Here is a 20,139-nt window from a genome sequence, read left to right as displayed (position 1 = left end):
AAGATGAGATTTCCCATAGCGTCAAGCTAGTAAGATCCCTGAAAGATGATCAGGTTGATAGGTCAGAGGTGGAAGCATGGTGACATGTGGAGCTGACTGATACTAATCGATCGAGGACTTAACCAAACTTTTTAAGATGAACTCGTTTTTACCTAATTTCTTCTATATTATCTAGTTTTGAGAGAATGATCTCTCAAATTAAATAGTCTGGCAATAATGGCGAGAAGGTCACACCCGTTCCCATACCGAACACGGAAGTTAAGCTTCTCAGCGCCGATGGTAGTTGGGACCTTGTCCCTGTGAGAGTAGGACGTTGCCAGGCTAAAGCCCCTTTTGGGGCTATTATTTTGCAGAAATTACACTTAGGCCCCTTGGTCAAGCGGTTAAGACACCGCCCTTTCACGGCGGTAACACGGGTTCGAATCCCGTAGGGGTCATCAATTACTCGCGATAGCGAAAATAACTATCATTTACTGGAGGATTAGCTCAGCTGGGAGAGCATCTGCCTTACAAGCAGAGGGTCGGCGGTTCGATCCCGTCATCCTCCACCATTTATTTTTTTTGACTTTTTGAGCCATTAGCTCAGTCGGTAGAGCATCTGACTTTTAATCAGAGGGTCGAAGGTTCGAGTCCTTCATGGCTCACTATAGTATTTTGCGCCAGCAAAATAACTTTCAATTGAACGGGAAGTAGCTAAGCTTGGCAGAGCACTTGGTTTGGTACCAAGGGGTCGCATGTTCGAATCCTGTCTTCCCGACCAGTTGAGAATTGATATTAATAACATGGGGTCTTAGCTCAGCTGGGAGAGCGCCTGCTTTGCACGCAGGAGGTCAGGGGTTCGATCCCCCTAGACTCCATTCGTTTTTATTGAAAGATGGCGGTTTAGCTCTGCTGCATAGAGCAGACGCCTTCTAAGCGTACGGTCAGAGGTTCGAATCCCTAAGGCACGTAAATGTAAAATTGGATAAAGATAACGAAAATAAGCACACTCGTTAATGAGTAGGCTTTTATTGTTTTAATGCTGTAGCTTTAGTTCAACAAGGTAAATAAAAAAAGCCGATTTCCTGTGGAATTAAGGAATCGGCTTTTTTTATGGATTAAAACTTCTTAGCGTTGTAAATCCGCATTTTCCTGATTCTACCCCTATTTAAATTCAATTTCATGTTTTACGGCGAATTTTTGAAGAATTCTATAGCAGTTATCCGCTTCGGATAAACTGATTACTTGATCCCGCAGCATATCCTTCACTTCGGCTTTTAGGCATGCGAATTCCATACGGCTTTCTACTTCTTCCAGTCTCATATTAATCCATTCTGTAAAACTTTGACCACCGCCAGTCCTGGTATAATACCAGTGACGGATCTCTTTGCCGCGATTCGCTGCTTCCCCTTCATATTTCCTAGCTTGGCAGTTGCTGAAATTTTTTTAAAATTCTCATGCTCATGTTCCTGCCAGGCTTTCCATTTTTCCTCTTTTAATTTTAAGCACATGTCCATGGCCTGCTTGCTGATCTCGATAATTTCTTCCTGGGAAAATGGCTCTTTAAAGAATTTGCTATTTAAGGTGGCATCCATGAAGTCAAAATAAATATGCTGTATATGATTCATGGCCTGGGAGTAATCCTTTATTTCTTTGACCCTTTCCAGCAGCGGTTTAATCCAGTTGATCATGTACTCTACAGATTGTTCTCGGGTTTTCACTTTTTCCATGGTCATACCCCTAACTTTTTGATTTACTAGAAAGTTAATGTTAACATTAGGGTGATTTTGGTTTAGGGCGTTGATTCCCGACCGCTTCAGATTGTTTTGGGGCGGTTTTTCTTTGCCTATTATCATTATCACCAAAAGAGAAAGCTTTTATACTTCCTATCTCATATTCTATCAAATAATTTTCCCAAAAATAGGCTACCATTTGTATTTGTAAATGGTTTCGTTTTATCTATCGGTTTCCATTAAAATTACAATTGTTTTTCTGTTAGAATAGTAGACGAGGTGTTTACTATGTTCATATCACCAATGCTTCTTCATAAATCGAATCAACCTTTTGATTCCTCAGATTATATTACTGAGTTGAAATTGGATGGAATTCGTTTAATATATTCTGTTGATAAAGCTGGCAAAGTCCGGCTATATTTCCGCCATAATAATGAAATTACTTCTAAATTTCCTGAGCTTACATCTTTAAATATTCATCCTGGTACCGTTCTTGATGGAGAGTTAATCGTTAGCGACAACGCTGGAAAGCCTGATTTTGAGGCGATGATGTCCAGGTTTATGTCATCTCGAGATAAAACGCCGGTTACCTTTGCTGCATTTGATGTAATCGAGCATGAAGGCAAGCGCGTAACCAATCTTCCGCTGCTGGATCGCAAGGAAATACTAGCTGACGTCATTCCGGCTGATTCTTCAATTCTAACAAGAACTCAATTTATCGAAGGTCATGGCGAAGCTTATTTTGATGCAATTAAGGCTCAATCTCTTGAAGGAATCGTCTTAAAGCGTAAAGATTCCCGATATGAAATCGGCAAACGGTCGCATTCCTGGCTTAAGGTAATCAATTATCAATACGCCGATATATTGGTTATTGGATGCAGAAAAAAGCCGAAAGATTTCGGCTGGCTGCTTCAATTCGAAGATGGTCGTTATGCTGGTATTATGGAGTTAGGCGTACCAGCCAAGGAAAAGGCAAAGGTATATCGAGCGCCAATCATTAATGAAAGCGATGATTTCGCTTATATAGATCCTATCCGTTGCCGTGTTAAATATCGGAATTTAACTAAGTCTGGTTTGCTTAGAATACCTAGTTTTGTAGAGTGGGCATAAGCCTGCTCTTTTTGCTGTTTAGGGATACCGTCCGGAAAATACGGATTTACAACGCTAAGCACATTATCAAGACGATTCCCCCAAATCCGTTGAACCATGCAGACTTTAATATGATAAAATACTTATTTTATAAATAAAAAAGAGAGCAATCAGCTCTCCAACAATCGATTAACCTTCTCAATTTCCTCTTCGAACAACTTCATATCTGATTCATATTCTGGATGACCATCAAATGAATCCAACATATCTTTTTCTTGATGTAATGTTATCAAATACTGCTCCAATGAAAACCCACCACTTTGGATTGAATTCTCAAACACAACTTTAAATCTGCTCATTTATTTCACCTCAAGTGGTAGTGTGTCCATAATATGTAATGAAATACTGGTTTTACCAATAAAAAATTCGGAGCCCCGAAGGAACTCCGTAATTATTAAACTTAAAATCCCCTCAACCAAAGAATAGGATGAGGGCGTGTTTTACATTTTATTTATTTAAATTCTTAATAGCGTAATCAGCTTCTTCTTGTGTGAATTTTTCACCACTTTCAGAAGTCAGTTGGTCTCTTATCGCTTCTGGTGACATACTCATTGTTTCTTGATAACTTTTTGCTTTTTCCAAGGCATTTTTATTAAAATCGGCTTTAATATTGTCAATTGCGTACTGTGCTTCATCGGCAGTGAATTTTTCACCGCTTGCAGAAGTCAGTTGTTCATATAATCCTTTTTTTGACATGTACATAGTTTCTGAATAGGATTCAGCCTTTATCAGAGCGTTTGCCTTCCAGTCAAATTCAAGATTATCCATTGCATACTTAGCAGCTTCTGCGGAAAACTTTTCACCACTTGCTGAAGTTAATTGGTTATAAATACCATTTTTGGACATGTTCATTGTTTCTGCGTACGATTGAGCTTTTTCCAAAGCAGACTTATAATCTGCAGGAACGTTATCCTGTGCTGTTGTATCCTCTGCTGTCGTATCCTTTACTGGTTCGGTGACAGCCGGCTTGCTTTCCTTTTTGTTTGCGTCCGCTGTGTCATCATCGTTGCCTTTGACAGCAGACCCAATAATAATAATCGCAATCACCCAAACCCACCATTTTTTATAGAACGGCTTTTTCTGTTTTTGTTTCTTCTCCACTTTCGTACCCCCGTTATTTCCTTTTTATAACATTGTATCATATTAATCTAGTAAAATAGTATCATTATTTTAGTCTAGCTTAGCGTTGTAAATCCGCATTTTCCTGACGCTACCCCATAATGGAATGTCCAAATTTATGAATGTTAAATAAAAAATAAGGCTGGGACAATAAAACTGTATATAGCAATAGAATTTTTCTCAAAAGGTACACCTTTCGGGATGGTTACATGCCCTCTATAAAATCAACGTTCTTGGAGTCCTAAAAGGTGATAAATACATTTTTGGGATGTTCCAAAATTACGTTCGACCTTTTGGGATAGAATGATATATTGTTAAGACAACAAATAACAAATATTTCGTAGAAAGGTAGATTTGATACATGAGGAAATATTCGGTTATGTCCGTGTATCATCAAAAGAGCAAAACGAAGCGAGGCAAATGAAGACTATGAGGAAGGAATTGAAGAACGGGATATGAGTAAATATGCAAGACAATTTCATTTAATTGAGCTTTTGTTCAGAAGATGAACAAAAATGAAATCTCAAAAGAAATCTAGACAAACATTTTACATATAAGCTGAGTGTTTCCTCAAAAGTAATGGAAATGTTACCAAATTGTCCCTGTCCATTAACTAAACTGTAAACAAGCAATGTTATATTTATTACGGTCCTAGATCTACCAATCTCTAACGAATGACATAGTTGTAAACCCTAGCAAAAAGCCCGGTTTTCCTATTCCTAGATACCGGGCTTTTTGACGTTTGCTCTCACAATATGCAAACTTAATCAGTTTTTTTGCTTTTAATATCATCAAGTTCTCTTTAAGTTTTTCAAGTTCATTTTTGAGATCTAAATTTTGTAGCTTTGAACCATAAAGTCGTTCAAACAAACATCCTGATACCCAAGCCTGTTTGTCAAATCCAGCATCAAAAAAACTCAATTGTTCTAATTCAACTTTTTTTTCCAAGTGATTTCCCCCTAAAATTTCTGAAATATGCACTGTATTATTTTTCCATCAAAAATGGTGGATTTCAAGAGGGAGGTAAAATATTTTTTCTACTGTTCCAAAAAGTCTACCCCGTGGAACGAATTGTCTGATAATTCAAGAGGACGCAAGATTAATATTTTAGAGTGTCCCAAAAAGGTTGTTCCAAGACTTAAGCGGATAGGATACAATTTTGTAGTATAAGAGATTACATAAAAGGAAGGAAACGGCAATGAAGAAACAGAAAAAAAGAGTTATAACATTATTGTGTGTAGGGCTCACCATAGGGGCTATTGTATGGGTGGCTAGTGTGGCCCATGAACTTAAAAGTATGGTTACAGATATGAATATTGATTATTATGGTGATAACTATAATTCTAAATAAGAAATAAGGAGAGGCAGCATGAACACGGCAGAGTAAGTGAAACATGGGGGGAAGAAAATGATTTACGGATATGCGAGGGTCAGTTCTAAGGATCAGAATTTGGACACTCAGTTTGCAGCCCTTTCCAAATTCGGAGTCGATGAAATTGTACACGAAAAAATTTCTGGCGTTGCCAAACAAAGACCAGAATTAGACAAGCTATTAGACAAGTTGGAATCTGGAGACACGATTGTAGTAATCCGGATGGACCGATTAGGAAGAAGCTCCAGACAGCTAATAGAATTGGTTGAGGATTTTGAAGCAAGGAATATTAATCTTGTGATTCTTGATATGAACATAGATACCAGGACGCCAACAGGAAAGTTCTTTTTAACAATCATGGCTGGCTTTGCTGAAATGGAAAGGACCATTTTAAAAGAGAAACAGCGGAATGGAATCGAGATTGCTAAAAGTAAAGGTGTTTATGAAGGAAGACCGAAGAAATACCACAAGAAACACGCTGGTCTTAAACACGCCATTGAGCTTTATAAATTGAACAAATACACGGTTAAAGAAATCACGGGAATGACTTCCGTCTCTAGATCTACCTTGTATCGTGCTTTGAAGGAACAGGAAGAAAAGGAGCTGGTATTATAATGGACCATTTTTTGGGATGGTTTAAAAGAATGGGAAAGCATTTGGGAAGAACAGTTGCAAGCTGACAAGAATGGACCAGAGCATGAACATAAACAGCATAATCCTGTCTTCCCGACCAGTCGAACTGGATATTAACGAAGAAACCTTTGGCGTAACGGAAAATTTCTTTCTATATAGTTTATAAAAGAAGTTGGATATTTAAGTGCCTGTCAAGGCCTAAGATTTGTCAAAACAATCCTAACGTCTTAATCAAAAAAAAATTGACCGGGCAGTTGCCCGGTTTTCTTCTTTCAAGATTTGTACTTTGCATTCATTTCCTCGAGTTTCCGATACAAAGTGGTTCTGGACATTTGCAGGTGCTTGGCGGTTTTGCTGATGTTTCCTTTGAATTGAATCAAGGCTTCCGTGATCTTGGCCTCATCGTATGGCTTCCGGAGAAGTTTTGCATCGGCATTACGATTCCTATTTTTAGGGGGGAGGGAAGTTTCAACAAATTCCTTGCTATGATCCACAACATACTTTGGTAAATGATCGACCGTGATTTTTGGAAAAGTGCCTGACGCATGAAAGGTGCCCTCCAGAACATCCCGAAGTTCCCTTATATTCCCAGGCCAATGATAGTCCAACAGGCAGCTTAGTGCCTTCATATTGATTTCTTTCTTGCCTCCTCCTGAAGCTTTTGACAGCTTGCTGATGAAATAATCGATGAGAGGAGGGATATCCTCTTTTCTGTCTCTCAAAGGCAAAAGTTCAATGGAGCAGGCATTCAAATGGAAGTAGAGATCACTTCGAAACGAACCTTTATAAGCAATTTCTTGATGAATATTCTTATTTGTCGCTGCAATTACCCTGACGTTAATGGGGACCGTTGAATGGCTGCCCGCCCTTGTTATCTTTTTTTCCTGGAGGATCTTCAAAAAGGCTGCTTGAAGGTCGAGCGGCAGATCAGTTATTCCGTCTACAAATAAAGTGCCTCCCTCAGCTAATTCCAACACTCCCGGATTTCCAGGTTTTTCGCCATCGGGGAACTCATATCCGAACAATTCCATCTGGATGAGGTGGGAAGGAAGAGCAGCGCAGTTATAGATGATAAACGGTTGTCCCTTGCGGTTGCTTTTATTGTGTATGACCCTAGCAAATGTCTCCTTTCCGGTTCCATTTTCTCCAATCAGCAAGACATTCGTATCCGTTTTTGCAGCCATATTGGCAAAAAACAAGCCCTTCAAAAACCCTTTGCTCTTTCCGATCAGGTTTGAGTCAGCTCGTTTTAAAATCGAGGGATTTACCGAAGGTTTGACGCTGACAAAATGGTCATTCCCTTTCTTTATGATGTTGATTTCAAAAAATTCATTTGAACTGTTTTGCTGCACCACTTTCCGGGCTTTGTCTAAGGTTATGTTGCTAACGGTTTTTTTGATAAACTCGAGCAAAAAATCCCGGTGCTCGATCCGCAGCTGCTTGGCGGAATGGTTTTCAAACACAATGTCATTCTTACGGATGATCCATAACGGCTCATCGATTACGTTTGAAAAATAATTTAACCATTCATAAGTGGAAAGATACTGATCCGATCTTTCGAGTAATTCAACACAACCGGAAGCGATTTTCGACAGGAAGGACACGAAAAGATGAATCGAAGCTTGATTTTTACGGCTGACGAAGATGCCTAAGCAGCCGATTAAACGCTCGTTTTTATTTTTTACCGGGATCCCAATGGTGGTCCATTTATTTAAATGTTTGTCCATATGTTCTTCCTTGATAGTAAAAGTGGGGATGTTTGTGGTTAGAGCATGAACAATCCCTGAATTTCGCAGCATCGGCATTTGCCAGGCGGATGTTCCGATAGGAAATAATAATGAATTTTTTTCTAATAGGGATTGACCGTTTAATATAGAAATTAATTGGCCATCGTTATCAAAAAAAACAATAGGATCGGTTGCATCCTGTGTCGCTTTTTTCAATTCGTTGATGAGCGGCTGATAGTGCTTCCTCTTAACTTGTAACTGCTCATCGAGCTGATCCAGCGATTTAGCCTTATTTTTTTGATCGAAAAAAATGTATTTGGCAAACGGAATCGGCTGAATGGGGCGATCCGATTTCCACAAAATATCAAATTTTCCATCCTTGTTTACTTGTCCGATTCTCGAATTCAGCCAGAGATGCTGGTTGTCTTTATCCACCATGATTTGGCCTTGAGGGGCACGAAACTGAACACCTCTTACATTCTTTAAAATCGATGCCGTATCGATATTCTCACATTTTCTTAATGCCTCGACCAATAGATAAACGCTGTTATAGGCGTTTTCCATAACAGAACTTACAATATCGGTATCATATAAATCTTTGAAACATTTTAAAAATAACCGGTTTTCCGATGTTTCAATTGAATCAAAGTAGGGAAAGCAGGCATAGTGGCCAACGGTGTACTTAGGATCAAGCGCAGCTACTTCCGTTTCTGCAGTAATTAAACTCGCAATCGGTTTTTTGATCCCGGCTTCATAATATTGCTTATAAAAAGCCACAGCACTGCTGCCAACGAGAGTTGAAAAAACAATGTCCGGAACAAGCTCCTGAATATTTTTTACATTTTCTTCAAATTTCTGCTTACCCAGCGGGGTGTAGTCCTCGCCTAAAATCTTTCCCCGATAAACCTGTACCAGTGAGCGGATATGGGCGTTGGTTTCGTGGGGATAAATATAATCAGATCCAATTAGGTAGAAGTTCTTGCCGATGTGGTCCGTCATCCATGGAATAAAGTGAATCAGATTTTGTGTTGGCAGCGGCCCGCAATAGATGATATTGGGATGTTGTTCTTCGCCTTCATATCCATTTGGATAAAAAAGAACAGAATGATATTTTTCTATAATCGGAATGACTTCCTTCCGAGAAGCGGAAGTGTATAAGCCGATGATCGCGGTTACTTTATGTTCGACGATCAATCGTTCCGCTTCTCTTGCTGCGATATAAGGATTGGAAGCTGTATCCGCAACAAAGGGTCTGATTTTCCTCCCGTTTACCCCGCCGTTTCGATTTACCTCTTCAATGGCCAGGAGGGCGGCCTGATATTGTCCTCTTTCAGAGATTTCCATTGTCCCGGATAAAGAAAATAGAATCCCCACCCTAATGCTTTTATCCATCCAACCACTCCCTTTCATGTTACATATTGTTCATTTTACAAATTGAACACCCTTGCACATAAAGTGAACAATATGACCACTTATTTTTTGATTATAAAGAAAGTTCAGGAAAAAATGCAATTGATTTGGAAGAAATTATGCAAAAAACGTGTCAGAAAATCTAACGTGGTTGTAGAAAGAAAGAGAAATTGTGTCTATATTTAAAACTGTTCTAGAATTTTCTGACAATAACACTGTGTTAATGAAACATCTTAGAAATGTTTGTAACAAAATTGTAATATTAAAAATTGGAGGGGTAGCATGTTAACACCTAGTGTAGGGTATCTTATTTTACTTATTTTTGGAGTTTTGTTTACGGGAGTTACGGCGGTTATTCACCGCATGGATTCCAAACGCAAAGGAAAAGAAATGACGGCGGAACAATTTAACACTGCCGGAAGAAGTGTAGGGGTTGGTTTAGCCAGCGCTTCGATCGTAGCGGCTTGGACATGGGCTGCCACGATCATGATGTCATCCTCGACCGGTTATCAATATGGAATCAGCGGGCCATTTTGGTATGCGGCTGGTGCTACCATCCAAATCTTATTATTTGCGATCCTTGCTGTTCATTTAAAAAGAAAAGCACCAAACGCTCATACGTTTTTAGAGTTTATTTCACAGCGTTTTGATAAAAAAAATCACCGCTTAATGCTCGTATTTGCGCTGATGACGAATATTATCGTCACCTCGATGATCATTCTCGGCGGCGCAATCACGTTAAATCAGTTAACAGGAATGAATTTATATGTAGCAGCCTTTTTAATCCCCGTTACATTCACAATTTATACGATGATTGGTGGACTAAAAGCTTCATTTATTGCTGATTATTTGCACACGGTAATCTTATTTGTTGTTCTATTGATCTTTGGGGTTGCGGTCTATTATAAATTTGGCATCTCCAATATTTATGAGGGGTTGCGTGCCTTGCCGGAATCCAAGCAAATGCTGACGATGGCATCTATTCCAGGGCTTTTGTTTGGGATTATTAATATTGTTGGGAATTTCGGAACTGTTTTTGTCGATCAAGCCTATTGGCAGCGGGCTATTGCCAGTACGGATAAAGCCGCTTCGAAAGCGTACATATATGGAGGAATCTCCTGGTTTTCGATCCCATTTGCGGTAGCTACGATTTTGGGTGTTAGTGCGGCCGGCCTTGGAATTTCAGTTTCTTCTCCTGATTCTGTTGCACCGATTATGGCCTCACACATCCTTGGGTCGGTTGGATCAATTCTGTTTTTGACCATGCTGTTTATGGCAGTTACGTCTGCGGGGTCCGCGGAACTGACAGCTGTTACGAATATTATCGTTACGGATATTTATCGTCATTCGATCAATCCACATGCTAGCAGTAAGAAACTATTGCGTGTTTCCCGTTTGGTTACATTAGGGTTCGGATTATCGATGGGAATCTTTTCGATCCTACTATTCTATTTAGGAATCAGTCTAGGCTTTGTTTATATGGCGATGGGGATTTTTGTTAGTGCAGCCGTTATACCGGTCACACTTGGACTCGTTTGGAAACGGGCCACAAATGCAGGAGCCTTTTACGGAGCATTGTTGGGGATGATTGGCGGCGTAACAGTTTGGCTTATTTCTGCTTATGTTACAGCAGGGCATGTGAATGTAGAATCGCTGGGCGGACTCTACCCGATGCTTTTTGGTAATCTGGCAGTATTTGTAATTAGTGGAGTGATTTCCATTGGGCATGCACTCATCTCTTCTGAGGAATTTCATTTTGAGTCGTTAAAAGACAAGTTTAAGAGTTTTGATGAAAGTCATAGCACGGCTAGAAAGGAGAATTTAGGATGAACGATTTGGAGTTAAAAAAACAGACGAAGCTGTACACACGTTGGGCATTGGGGTTAAGTTTAGTACTTGTCGTCTTTTGGCCAGGAATTATGTTTTCGACAGGGTATATCTATAGTCTTTCCTTTTTCACGGGCTGGGTTTATCTAGCATTTGGCTGGCTGGTGTTTGCCGCGCTTTTTATCACCATTCGGCCATTTATTGAGCTTTATAAGGAATACAAGCGATAAAGGGAAAAGAAAGATTGGTCACCAAAGCAGCAGGTCTTGGCTGCTTTGGTATTCATGTTGAATCACGAGGAGCAAATGTAGAATCGGCCAGCAAACGTGTAGAATTCCGTGGAATAAATGTAGAATTGGCCCAATCGTATAGAATCCCGACCCCAATATGTATTTTTTCTACGTTATAAAAGAAAACCTCCGGTTACAGGAAAAAAGGAAGGATGAAAAAGTTGAAACTGACCTCACGTGAAATGGAAAAGCTTATGGTTGTGGTGGCTGCTGACCTGGCGCGCCGCCGGCAAAAAAGAGGCTTAAAACTTAACTATCCTGAATCCATCGCCATTATTACCTATGAAGTTCTCGAAGGGGCGCGGGATGGGAAAACGGTGGCACAGCTTATGCAATACGGCACCACCATTCTGACAAGAGAAGATGTGATGGAAGGCGTACCGGAAATGATTCCGGACATTCAGGTCGAGGCGACATTCCCGGACGGTACAAAACTGGTCACTGTACATAACCCGATTCGATAACCCGATTTTACAAACCCAAACCAAAACATTTAGGAGGGAAGGCAATGATTCCTGGGGAGTATCGATTAAAAAAAGAACCAATTTTGTGTAACGAAAATAAGCAGCCGCTAGTCATTCGTGTGTTAAACCGGGGCGACCGCCCGATCCAAATCGGTTCGCATTTTCATTTTTTTGAAGTCAATACAGCATTGCAATTTGACCGTGGCCGGGCATTTGGCAGGCATTTGAATATTCCGGCGGGAACGGCCGTAAGATTTGAGCCTGGCGATGAAAAGGAAGTAGAGATCGTTCCTTTTTCGGGGGAACAGAAGGTGTACGGTTTAAATCAATTAACAAACGGATCCGTCAAAAAGGAGGAGGAGTAAGTGAGCTTTCACATGCCACGAAAACAATATGCCGATATGTTTGGTCCAACGGTTGGAGATGCTGTCCGTTTAGCAGATACTGATCTGTTTATTGAAATTGAAAAAGATTACACCACCTACGGGGATGAAGTGAAGTTTGGCGGAGGCAAGGTGATTCGTGATGGAATGGGGCAACACCCGCTTGTGACAAGGGCGGAAAGTGTGGACCTTGTGTTAACCAATGCGATAATTGTTGATTATACCGGGATTTATAAAGCAGACATCGGTGTGAAAGATGGGAAGATTGCGGCGATTGGCAAGGCTGGGAATCCTCTGCTGATGGACAAGGTAGATATCGTCATTGGTGCGTCAACCGAGGTGATTGCCGCAGAAGGAAAAATCGTGACTGCCGGGGGCATTGATGCCCATATCCACTTTATTTGTCCGCAGCAAATTGAAACGGCGCTTTCCTCTGGCGTGACCACGATGATTGGCGGGGGGACAGGGCCGGCTACAGGCACGAACGCAACCACCTGTACCCCGGGACCGTGGAATATCCACCGGATGCTCCAGGCAGCAGAAGAATTCCCAATGAATCTCGGTTTTTTGGGAAAAGGAAATGCTTCGGATGAAGCTCCATTAAAGGAACAAATTGAAGCGGGAGCAATCGGCTTAAAGCTTCATGAAGACTGGGGAACAACGGCCGCAGCCATTGATACGAGTCTAAAAACGGCTGACCAATATGATGTGCAAGTCGCCATTCATACCGATACCCTTAACGAAGGTGGATTTGTTGAGGATACATTGGCGGCCATTGATGGACGGGTGATCCATACGTATCATACGGAAGGCGCAGGGGGAGGGCATGCACCGGATATTATTAAGGCTGCCAGCTTCCCTAATATTTTGCCGTCATCGACCAACCCAACAAGGCCTTATACGGTCAATACCCTAGAAGAGCATTTAGATATGCTGATGGTTTGCCATCATCTTGATCCGGACGTTCCGGAGGACATTGCTTTTGCTGATTCGCGGATTCGCAAAGAAACGATTGCCGCAGAAGATATCCTACACGATATCGGTGTATTCAGTATGATTTCCTCTGATTCGCAGGCGATGGGACGGGTGGGAGAAGTGATTACGCGTACGTGGCAAACGGCGGATAAGATGAAAAAACAGCGCGGAAAACTGGTGGAGGATCAAGGCGTTGGCGATAACTTCCGGGTCAAAAGGTATATTGCCAAATATACGATCAACCCTGCTTTGACACATGGGATTGCCGATTATGTCGGTTCGATTGAAACAGGAAAGCTTGCGGATTTGGTTGTCTGGGATCCAGCGTTTTTTGGTGTGAAACCAGAGTTGATTTTAAAAGGCGGCATGATTGCACACAGTCTGATGGGAGATCCAAATGCCAGCATTCCAACGCCGCAGCCGGTTATCTATCGTCCGATGTTTGCATCATTCGGAAGTGCCAAATATCAAACGTCGATGACATTTGTCTCCCAAGCTGCTTTTAAAAAAGGGGTTCATGAAACACTTGGGCTAAAGAAAATCGTCAAACCTGTGTCAGGGATCCGCCAGTTAACGAAAAAATCGATGGTTTTTAATGGGGAAACACCTGAAATCGAAGTGGATCCGCAAACATACGAAGTGAAAGTAAATGGTGAATTAATAACCTGTGAGCCGGCGGAAGCAGTTCCAATGGCACAGCGCTATTTCTTGTTTTAAGGTATTTGAGTTGCCGAAACCGAGGGAGGTACAACGATCCTTACTTGGTTGAAGCATTCTATTTTTTGTTTGGCGAAATAAATTCTTTTTTCGCGAAATATTCACCAAGTTTGGCGAAATTCATTCCTGTAGTGCCCTACTCTATTTCTTTTTTAAGGAGAGAAAAAAATGATTATTGAAAAAGTAATTGGAAATGTTGCGACAATAGAAAAAAAAGCACCGCATACAGAACGGGTGTACATGAACAGCGATGACTTGGTTAAACGGATTCAGCGTGTTATCACCGACCATGGCAAGGAGATTGGGATTCGCTTAAAAGACAATCGTGACTTAATCGACGGTGATGTTTTGCATATAGATGAACGAAATATGATCGTCATCTCCGTTAAAGATGATGACTTGTTAGTGATCCAGCCAACGTCGATCCGGCAAATGGGGGAAATTGCCCACCAACTGGGGAACCGTCATCTTCCGGCCCAATTTGAAGGAAATGAAATGCTTGTTCAGTATGATTATTTGGTCGAAGAGCTTCTCCAGCAATTAGAAATTCCTTTTAAGCGGGAAAATCGAAAGGTAAAGCAAGCGTTTCGTCATATTGGACACCGTCATGATTAGCGAATTGTTTCCGCTGCTTCAGTTGTGTGATTCCAATTTTCCTTCCGGAGGCTTTTCGCATTCGTTCGGATTGGAAACCTACATTCAGGAACAAGTCATTACCGATACGAAAAGCTTTTCTGAAGCGATTACTGTATATATTGAAAAACAGCTTGTTTTTGTCGAGGGACTGGCGTGCCGGCTTGCTTTTGAAGCGGTCGGGCAAAACAGGATGGCGGATCTTTTCGAGCTGGATCAATTATTATTTGCTGCGAGCCTTGCTGCAGAAACGAGGATCGGCAATCGACGAATGGGGGAACGAATGGCAAAGTTATGTGCTGGCCTTTATCCATCACCGATTCTCGACGATTATGTCGATAAAATCAAAGAAAAGCAGGCCTATGGACATTCTGCCTTGGTGTTTTCGATCGTTGCCTGCCACTTGCAAGTGGGAAAAGAAACAGCCATTGGCGCGTATTTATATGGAGCTGTTTCCTCTCTGATTCAAAACGCTGTCCGCGGCATTCCCCTCGGCCAGACCGATGGTCAAATGCTGTTGGTCAACATCCAGCCGCTTTTAAAGAAAGCCGTTCAGAAGATTATGTTGTTGTCCAAGGATGATCTTGGGGCGGTCAGCCCTGGATTGGAAATTGCCCAAATGCGTCATGAACGATTACATGTGCGCTTGTTTATGTCTTAAATTTTTTAGAAAAAGAGGGATGTAGAAATGGAACCAGTACGTATTGGAATTGGAGGACCCGTTGGCGCAGGAAAAACGATGCTTGTGGAAAAATTAACGCGGGCGATGCACGAAGAACTGAGCATGGGCGTTGTCACGAATGACATCTATACAAAAGAAGATGCGTTATTTCTCATGAGAAACGGAGTGCTGCCGCAGGATCGGGTAATCGGGGTAGAAACTGGCGGTTGTCCGCATACGGCGATTCGTGAGGATGCCTCGATGAATTTTGCGGCCATCGATGAGTTGAAAGAAAGGCACCCTGATGTTGAATTGATCTTCGTCGAAAGTGGCGGCGATAATTTAGCGGCAACGTTCAGTCCGGAGCTTGTTGATTTCTCCATTTATATTATTGATGTGGCCCAAGGGGAAAAAATTCCGCGCAAAGGTGGACAAGGGATGATCAAGTCAGACTTATTCATCATCAACAAAATTGATTTGGCGCCTTACGTTGGAGCAAGTTTGGAAATCATGGAGCGGGACACAATCGCCGCGAGAGGGGACAAGCCTTATATTTTTACAAATTTAAAAGATGGAACAGGCCTTGATCAAGTGATCGCTTGGATTAAAAAACAAGCTCTATTAATGGGATTGGAGTCATGAGCTATACCGGTGTTTTGGAGCTTTCTGCGGTCAGAAGGCAGTCCAAAAGTATTGTATCCAGCTGTTATTATGAAGGGGCATTGAAATTAACCCGCCCGGTTTACCTGGAGGAGGATGTGCCATCCGTTTATCTGATACATGTTGGGGGCGGCTATGTCGACGGCGATACCTATTTGACTGACCTTTCTGTTGAGGCGGGAGCGGAATTAGCAGTCACGACGCAATCCGCTACAAAAGTATATAGAACGCCAAAAAAACCTGTTGTTCAGCGAACAAATTTGAAAGTGGGCAAGGGAAGTGTGCTTGAATATTTGCCGGATTCATTAATCGCTTATGAGGGTTCACGTTTTATTCAAGAAACCAATGTTCGGATGGAGGAGGAAGCTTGTTTTTTTTATAGCGATATGATCACACCCGGATGGGCAAAGGATGGGAGCTTGTTTCGCTATGACTGGATCCGTTCGAAATTAAAAGTCTATAAAAATGACAAGCTCGTTTTATTTGATCATTTGCTGCTTGAGCCGGATAATCAGTTGCGCGGGATTATGCAAATGGAGGGGTATACCCATGTTGGGACCTTCCTCATCCTTCATGATCAAGCGGATAAAGGTTTTTTGGATGGTTTATATGAAGTCATGGAGGATATTCAGGAAGACGTTCGTTTCGGATTGTCCTCTTTGCCGGAGGGCGGAGTGATTTTGAGGGTGCTGGCCCGGACTACAGGGATGATTGAGAAAATGATTACTCATGCACATGCATGGGCCAGACATCAGCTGTTGGCGAAGGATGTTGTTAGATGGAGGAAATACTAAGGTTGTGGAATGCATCTTTTCAGTTAAAGCACCAGAAGATACACTGGATTCTTTTACACCAACCGAAATAAAGAAACTAATAACTGTTAGAGATGAAGAAATGTACTCAACGTTCCATGACAAAGTAATAACGGGAAAAAAGGCGATTGAATAATAGAGCCAAAGGGACGGTTTTGGTAGTTATAATTAAAAATAGCTACTAGGACCGTCCCCGGGGTTTGTAAAGTCACCGATTAAAGGAATTTTGACAAAACAAGGTCAAATGCCTGTTTGGATTTCAATGAAGCTTTTTCCTCCTTTTTCATTTAATATCTTGAATATTATTTTTATTATGTTTAGTAGATCATTAAACTTTTAGGTATTGCGCCACCTAAAACTGCTGTTTAAGGTTGGGTTGTTTTTTCTCGTTCACTTTTTACTTACGATCCTACAATGACGGGAAGCTCTTTATATCCGTACACTAACGTACTAGGGATCATTCTAATCTGTTTGGTAGTATTTAATCTCATATTCGGCAGAGCATTTAGCATTTCTGTCATGCATATTTTCGCTTCTAATTTTGCTAGCTGTGAACCCAGGCAAAAGTGAACTCCGGCTCCAAAAGATAAATAATGATTTGAAGAGCGATGAATGTCAAACTCATCTGGTTTGTCAAATACGTTTTCGTCCCTATTAGCAGAGCCGATCCAGGCCATCACCTCTTGCCCTTTTTTCAGATTCATCCCTTTAAAATTGATATCCTCAGTGACGAAGCGATTCTTCAATGGCGGCAGGTATAAGGGTATTGTCTTTATATAATTGGTTTAGGATGTCAGGATGCTCAAACAGAGTATGCATTGTATTAGTAATAAGATTGGTGGTGGTTTCATTACCTGCCACAAGAAGAAGAAAGCAAAAATAGCAACTCATCTATTGATAACTTCTCTCCGTCGACTTCAGCAGTAAGCAAAGTGGATATAATATCGTTTCTGGGCTCAATCCTCCGGTCTGCCACAATTGTTTTATGGCAGTTAGATCTTTCTGCAAAGTTGCATGAAAAAGGGTGTAGAAAGTTACAACAATCCTTATCGAATTTTAGAAGTATGTAATCCAGTTGAAGCAGCTAAGGTACTCGGAATAAATGAACTAGTTGGTTATTTTTTACCTTGTAAAATAACAGTTTATGAAAGCAATGGAATAACGAGAATTGGATTACCTAAACCAACAATGATGGTGGGTATGATTGATGACCCACAATTAAAAGAGATCGCAGAAAATATTGAGTCTACATTAATAAATGTTTTGAACAAAAGTCAGTAATTGTAAGCCGCATAATTCTTTTGAGTTTATCAATTTCAAACTAAACATATACGTGCTAAAAAAGCAGTCCTAAATTACACAAAATTTAAGGACTGCCTTTTTATGTGAATTTTGATCTATAAAGTGTTTGTTTAGTTATTCATACGAAATTCCTGGATTTTCTGAAGAAACATTTTTATTGCTTTGGAATCATCAGTGTTTTTACTTTGAACAAACGAAAAAGGTCTTGTGATTTTTTTGTTTTTTAAAGTGAGAGCTCGTATCTCATTAGTCTCAATTTCTCTATCAACTGCCCATCGGGATAACAGTGCAATTCCTAGTCCTGCTTTGACAGCTTCTTTTACCCCTTGATTACTGCTAAAAACAAAGGAGCGTTTAATTATTAAGCCCAATTCTGAAATAAATTTATCCATATAGGTCCTTGTTCCAGAACCCACTTCTCTAGTAATCCAGATTTGATTCTGCAACATGTCCTTTTCAATCAGCCTCATTTGAGATAATGGATGGTTCGTAGGTACAACCACACTCATTTCATCTTCCATAAAAGGCTCTATATGAATATCGTGAACATTTGTTTCACCCTCGATTAATCCAATATCAAGCTGATTTGTTCTAACTCCTTCAATAACTTCTTCAGTGTTAGAGATAATGATCTGAACATCAACTAGAGGAAATTGGCCAGCGTAGTCAGCTAATACTTTAGGTAGGATGTATTCACCTATGGTAAAGCTTGCTCCCACTCTTAATTTTCCTGATACAACATGAAACAAATCATTAATTTCATGTTTTGCTTCTTCAAAGTGTAATAGTATCTGTTTAGCATGCTTATATAGTATTTCCCCAGCTTCCGTAATTTGTACCAGTTTAGGCGAACGATGAATGAGCTTGGTCCCCAATTCATTTTCTAAATTTCGTATATGTAAGCTTACATTGGGTTGAGAAATATTTAAAAGTTCTGCTGCACGAGTAAAGTTTTTTTGTTCAATAACTGTTACGAAAACCTTCATTGTATCTACAATCACTGATTTGATTTCCTCCAATCATTTCAAAACTTAGTTAACATCATTTTATCATAAGTTTTTATAATGCTTAAGATAGTTAATATATATTTAACTTATTGTTAAGTCTGACGTATAGTTGATTTATTAAAACATCTCGCATAAGAGAATTGATCGGAGTGATAAAATTGGAACAAACACTCGTGAAAGAAAGTCAAAATAAGCGATCTTTTATTCTAGGTCTTGGGCTGACTCTTTTTATTGCTATCCTAGCGAAATATTTGGAACAATTCCCGTTTTTAAATATTATGGGTCAACTAGTTATGGCTATACTGCTTGGTATTGGATGGAGAGCCTTAATGGGTTTGCCTGAATATTTAATTGCTGGAACGAATTTTTTAAGTAAGAAACTCCTTCGTATAGGGATTATACTACTAGGTATGAGACTGAATTTAGTTGATATACTCCATGCAGGACCTAAAGTATTTGCTATTGCAGTGATAAATATTGTTTTCACCTTATTCGTCGTTTACGGATTAACTCGATTGTTTAAAGTGGAAAAAAGACTGGGCATATTAACAGCATGTGGAACTGCCATTTGTGGTGCAGCAGCTGTTGTTGCAATTGCCCCACAAATTAAAGCGAATGATGATGAAACCGCAATCGGTGCAGCAACGGTAGCTATTTTGGGCACGATTTTTACATTAGCATATACAATGCTTTATCCTATATTAGGATTATCTGCAAACGGATATGGAATGTTTTCAGGTGCTACCTTACATGAGATTGCACACGTAATCGCAGCAGCTTCTCCTGGTGGGAAAGACGCTGTTGACATAGCAGTGATTGTAAAATTAACAAGAGTTGCCTTACTGGTTCCAGTAGCTATTATAATTGGATTTTGGACAAATCGAGCTAATCGTTCTCAAAGTGGAAAAAAGAATCAGACATCATGGAAATCCATTCCTATCCCATGGTTTCTTCTTGGTTTCTTGGCAATGAGTGCCCTCAATTCAATAGGGATATTGCCAACAACGTTCACAAATAATCTTGTTGTTATCGCCTATATGTTAATAGCTATGGCTATGGCAGGACTGGGCCTAAATGTAGATGTCAAGACATTTAGAAGGTTTGGACTCAAATCATTTGGGGCAGGTTTTATAGGTTCTATATTATTATCCATTTTAGGATACCTTTTAGTTTGTGCCTTTCATTTAGATTAGAAAATGAATAGTTTGAAACCATCGACTTTAATTCTTGAACTGGCTGACCGAAGGTGTGAGAAATTACTAAAGACCGACAGAAATCGGTCTTTA

Annotated in this window: 25 protein-coding genes, 5 tRNA genes and 2 rRNA genes; 23 read left to right on the top strand and 9 right to left on the bottom strand. The window is 40.4% G+C overall.

Going from position 1 to position 20,139, the window contains the following annotated elements; translation table 11 throughout:
- From M3226_RS26925 to M3226_RS26895, 7 genes are all read left to right on the top strand, one after another.
- Positions 1 to 126: ribosomal RNA gene (locus M3226_RS26925) — 23S ribosomal RNA — on the top strand; the annotation flags it as partial.
- Positions 127 to 206: 80 nt separating this feature from the next.
- A 5S ribosomal RNA gene (gene rrf, locus M3226_RS26920) occupies positions 207 to 322 on the top strand.
- A gap of 43 nt (positions 323 to 365) precedes the next feature.
- Positions 366 to 437 (top strand) — tRNA-Glu (locus tag M3226_RS26915).
- Positions 438 to 475: 38 nt separating this feature from the next.
- Positions 476 to 551, top strand: a tRNA-Val gene (locus M3226_RS26910).
- Between the two features lie 20 nt (positions 552 to 571).
- Positions 572 to 644, top strand: a tRNA-Lys gene (locus M3226_RS26905).
- A gap of 39 nt (positions 645 to 683) precedes the next feature.
- Positions 684 to 760 (top strand) — tRNA-Pro (locus M3226_RS26900).
- Between the two features lie 24 nt (positions 761 to 784).
- A tRNA-Ala gene (locus M3226_RS26895) sits at positions 785 to 857 on the top strand.
- 286 nt (positions 858 to 1,143) lie between these two features.
- Here the strand turns inward: M3226_RS26895 and M3226_RS26890 are convergent.
- Together M3226_RS26890 and M3226_RS26885 are read right to left on the bottom strand one after the other, a co-directional pair.
- A complete protein-coding gene (locus tag M3226_RS26890) occupies positions 1,144 to 1,302 on the bottom strand; it encodes a hypothetical protein (protein ID WP_251571946.1) in 159 nt (52 codons plus the stop codon).
- Positions 1,299 to 1,709 (bottom strand): hypothetical protein, encoded by a 411-nt coding sequence (locus M3226_RS26885; protein ID WP_251571943.1) that lies wholly within the window; start codon positions 1,707 to 1,709, stop codon positions 1,299 to 1,301. Before M3226_RS26885 ends, M3226_RS26890 begins: the two co-directional genes overlap by 4 nt.
- A 291-nt stretch (positions 1,710 to 2,000) precedes the next feature.
- Here M3226_RS26885 and M3226_RS26880 point away from each other — a divergent pair, with 291 nt between their 5' ends.
- Complete coding sequence (locus M3226_RS26880; RefSeq protein ID WP_251571940.1) at positions 2,001 to 2,822, top strand: ATP-dependent DNA ligase; 822 nt, start codon at positions 2,001 to 2,003, stop codon at positions 2,820 to 2,822.
- Between the two features lie 149 nt (positions 2,823 to 2,971).
- Here the strand turns inward: M3226_RS26880 and M3226_RS26875 are convergent, their stop codons facing one another.
- From M3226_RS26875 to M3226_RS26865, 3 genes are all read right to left on the bottom strand, one after another.
- Entirely contained in the window at positions 2,972 to 3,160 is a 189-nt protein-coding gene (locus tag M3226_RS26875) for a hypothetical protein (RefSeq protein WP_251571937.1), read from the bottom strand.
- A gap of 148 nt (positions 3,161 to 3,308) precedes the next feature.
- Positions 3,309 to 3,962, bottom strand: a complete 654-nt coding sequence (locus M3226_RS26870; protein ID WP_251571935.1) for an Ltp family lipoprotein — start codon at positions 3,960 to 3,962, stop codon at positions 3,309 to 3,311.
- Between the two features lie 675 nt (positions 3,963 to 4,637).
- On the bottom strand, positions 4,638 to 4,928 hold the full coding sequence (locus tag M3226_RS26865) for a hypothetical protein (protein ID WP_251571932.1): 291 nt from the start codon (positions 4,926 to 4,928) through the stop codon (positions 4,638 to 4,640).
- A 250-nt stretch (positions 4,929 to 5,178) separates the two neighbouring features.
- Here M3226_RS26865 and M3226_RS26860 point away from each other — a divergent pair, with 250 nt between their 5' ends.
- A complete protein-coding gene (locus M3226_RS26860; protein WP_251571930.1) occupies positions 5,179 to 5,331 on the top strand; it encodes a hypothetical protein in 153 nt (50 codons plus the stop codon).
- A gap of 57 nt (positions 5,332 to 5,388) precedes the next feature.
- Positions 5,389 to 5,967, top strand: a complete 579-nt coding sequence (locus tag M3226_RS26855) for a recombinase family protein (protein WP_251571928.1) — start codon at positions 5,389 to 5,391, stop codon at positions 5,965 to 5,967.
- Between the two features lie 290 nt (positions 5,968 to 6,257).
- Here M3226_RS26855 and M3226_RS26850 read toward each other — a convergent pair whose 3' ends face one another.
- The gene (locus M3226_RS26850) at positions 6,258 to 9,104 is read right to left on the bottom strand and encodes a transporter substrate-binding protein (protein WP_251571925.1); all 2,847 of its coding nucleotides are present in this window, start codon (positions 9,102 to 9,104) and stop codon (positions 6,258 to 6,260) included.
- Positions 9,105 to 9,404: 300 nt separating this feature from the next.
- Here M3226_RS26850 and M3226_RS26845 point away from each other — a divergent pair, with 300 nt between their 5' ends.
- From M3226_RS26845 to M3226_RS26795, 11 genes are all read left to right on the top strand, one after another.
- Positions 9,405 to 10,952: a sodium:solute symporter family protein gene (locus M3226_RS26845; protein ID WP_251571923.1), complete on the top strand. Its 1,548-nt coding sequence runs from the start codon at positions 9,405 to 9,407 to the stop codon at positions 10,950 to 10,952.
- A complete protein-coding gene (locus M3226_RS26840) occupies positions 10,949 to 11,179 on the top strand; it encodes a hypothetical protein (RefSeq protein WP_251571921.1) in 231 nt (76 codons plus the stop codon). The genes M3226_RS26845 and M3226_RS26840 overlap by 4 nt, the downstream gene beginning before the upstream one ends.
- A 14-nt stretch (positions 11,180 to 11,193) precedes the next feature.
- A complete protein-coding gene (locus M3226_RS26835; protein WP_251571919.1) occupies positions 11,194 to 11,358 on the top strand; it encodes a hypothetical protein in 165 nt (54 codons plus the stop codon).
- 42 nt (positions 11,359 to 11,400) lie between these two features.
- The gene (locus M3226_RS26830; RefSeq protein ID WP_251571951.1) at positions 11,401 to 11,703 is read left to right on the top strand and encodes an urease subunit gamma; all 303 of its coding nucleotides are present in this window, start codon (positions 11,401 to 11,403) and stop codon (positions 11,701 to 11,703) included.
- A 44-nt stretch (positions 11,704 to 11,747) separates the two neighbouring features.
- Positions 11,748 to 12,068 (top strand): urease subunit beta, encoded by a 321-nt coding sequence (locus M3226_RS26825; protein ID WP_251571916.1) that lies wholly within the window; start codon positions 11,748 to 11,750, stop codon positions 12,066 to 12,068.
- Positions 12,069 to 13,778, top strand: a complete 1,710-nt coding sequence (gene ureC, locus M3226_RS26820; protein WP_251571913.1) for an urease subunit alpha — start codon at positions 12,069 to 12,071, stop codon at positions 13,776 to 13,778.
- 168 nt (positions 13,779 to 13,946) lie between these two features.
- Positions 13,947 to 14,393 carry an urease accessory protein UreE gene (gene ureE / locus M3226_RS26815; protein ID WP_251571911.1) on the top strand — a complete coding sequence of 149 codons (447 nt, stop codon included), beginning with the start codon at positions 13,947 to 13,949 and terminating at the stop codon, positions 14,391 to 14,393.
- Entirely contained in the window at positions 14,386 to 15,072 is a 687-nt protein-coding gene (locus M3226_RS26810; RefSeq protein ID WP_251571909.1) for an urease accessory protein UreF, read from the top strand. The genes ureE and M3226_RS26810 overlap by 8 nt, the downstream gene beginning before the upstream one ends.
- 27 nt (positions 15,073 to 15,099) lie before the next feature.
- Positions 15,100 to 15,714: an urease accessory protein UreG gene (gene ureG / locus M3226_RS26805; protein WP_251571907.1), complete on the top strand. Its 615-nt coding sequence runs from the start codon at positions 15,100 to 15,102 to the stop codon at positions 15,712 to 15,714.
- Positions 15,711 to 16,526 (top strand): urease accessory protein UreD, encoded by an 816-nt coding sequence (locus M3226_RS26800; RefSeq protein WP_251571905.1) that lies wholly within the window; start codon positions 15,711 to 15,713, stop codon positions 16,524 to 16,526. The genes ureG and M3226_RS26800 overlap by 4 nt, the downstream gene beginning before the upstream one ends.
- A gap of 4 nt (positions 16,527 to 16,530) precedes the next feature.
- The gene (locus tag M3226_RS26795; protein WP_251571903.1) at positions 16,531 to 16,680 is read left to right on the top strand and encodes a hypothetical protein; all 150 of its coding nucleotides are present in this window, start codon (positions 16,531 to 16,533) and stop codon (positions 16,678 to 16,680) included.
- A gap of 265 nt (positions 16,681 to 16,945) precedes the next feature.
- Here the strand turns inward: M3226_RS26795 and M3226_RS26790 are convergent, their stop codons facing one another.
- Positions 16,946 to 17,248, bottom strand: coding sequence for a cytochrome P450 (locus M3226_RS26790; RefSeq protein WP_251571901.1), 303 nt, complete (start codon positions 17,246 to 17,248; stop codon positions 16,946 to 16,948).
- Between the two features lie 19 nt (positions 17,249 to 17,267).
- A complete protein-coding gene (locus M3226_RS26785; RefSeq protein ID WP_251571899.1) occupies positions 17,268 to 17,435 on the bottom strand; it encodes a cytochrome P450 in 168 nt (55 codons plus the stop codon).
- Between the two features lie 123 nt (positions 17,436 to 17,558).
- Between M3226_RS26785 and M3226_RS26780 the strand changes: the two genes are divergently transcribed.
- A complete protein-coding gene (locus M3226_RS26780; protein ID WP_251571897.1) occupies positions 17,559 to 17,825 on the top strand; it encodes a DUF302 domain-containing protein in 267 nt (88 codons plus the stop codon).
- 131 nt (positions 17,826 to 17,956) lie between these two features.
- On the opposite strand, the gene M3226_RS26775 is transcribed toward M3226_RS26780, so the two are convergent.
- Positions 17,957 to 18,847 carry a LysR family transcriptional regulator gene (locus M3226_RS26775; RefSeq protein WP_251571949.1) on the bottom strand — a complete coding sequence of 297 codons (891 nt, stop codon included), beginning with the start codon at positions 18,845 to 18,847 and terminating at the stop codon, positions 17,957 to 17,959.
- 164 nt (positions 18,848 to 19,011) lie between these two features.
- Between M3226_RS26775 and M3226_RS26770 the strand changes: the two genes are divergently transcribed.
- Positions 19,012 to 20,046 (top strand): YeiH family protein, encoded by a 1,035-nt coding sequence (locus tag M3226_RS26770; protein ID WP_251571895.1) that lies wholly within the window; start codon positions 19,012 to 19,014, stop codon positions 20,044 to 20,046.
- Positions 20,047 to 20,139: the final 93 nt, after the last annotated feature.

The sequence above is a fragment of the Neobacillus cucumis genome (genome assembly GCF_023715505.1).
The sequence above is the reverse complement of the archived record's forward strand: the minus strand, read 5'-3'. Positions and strand labels throughout refer to the sequence as shown.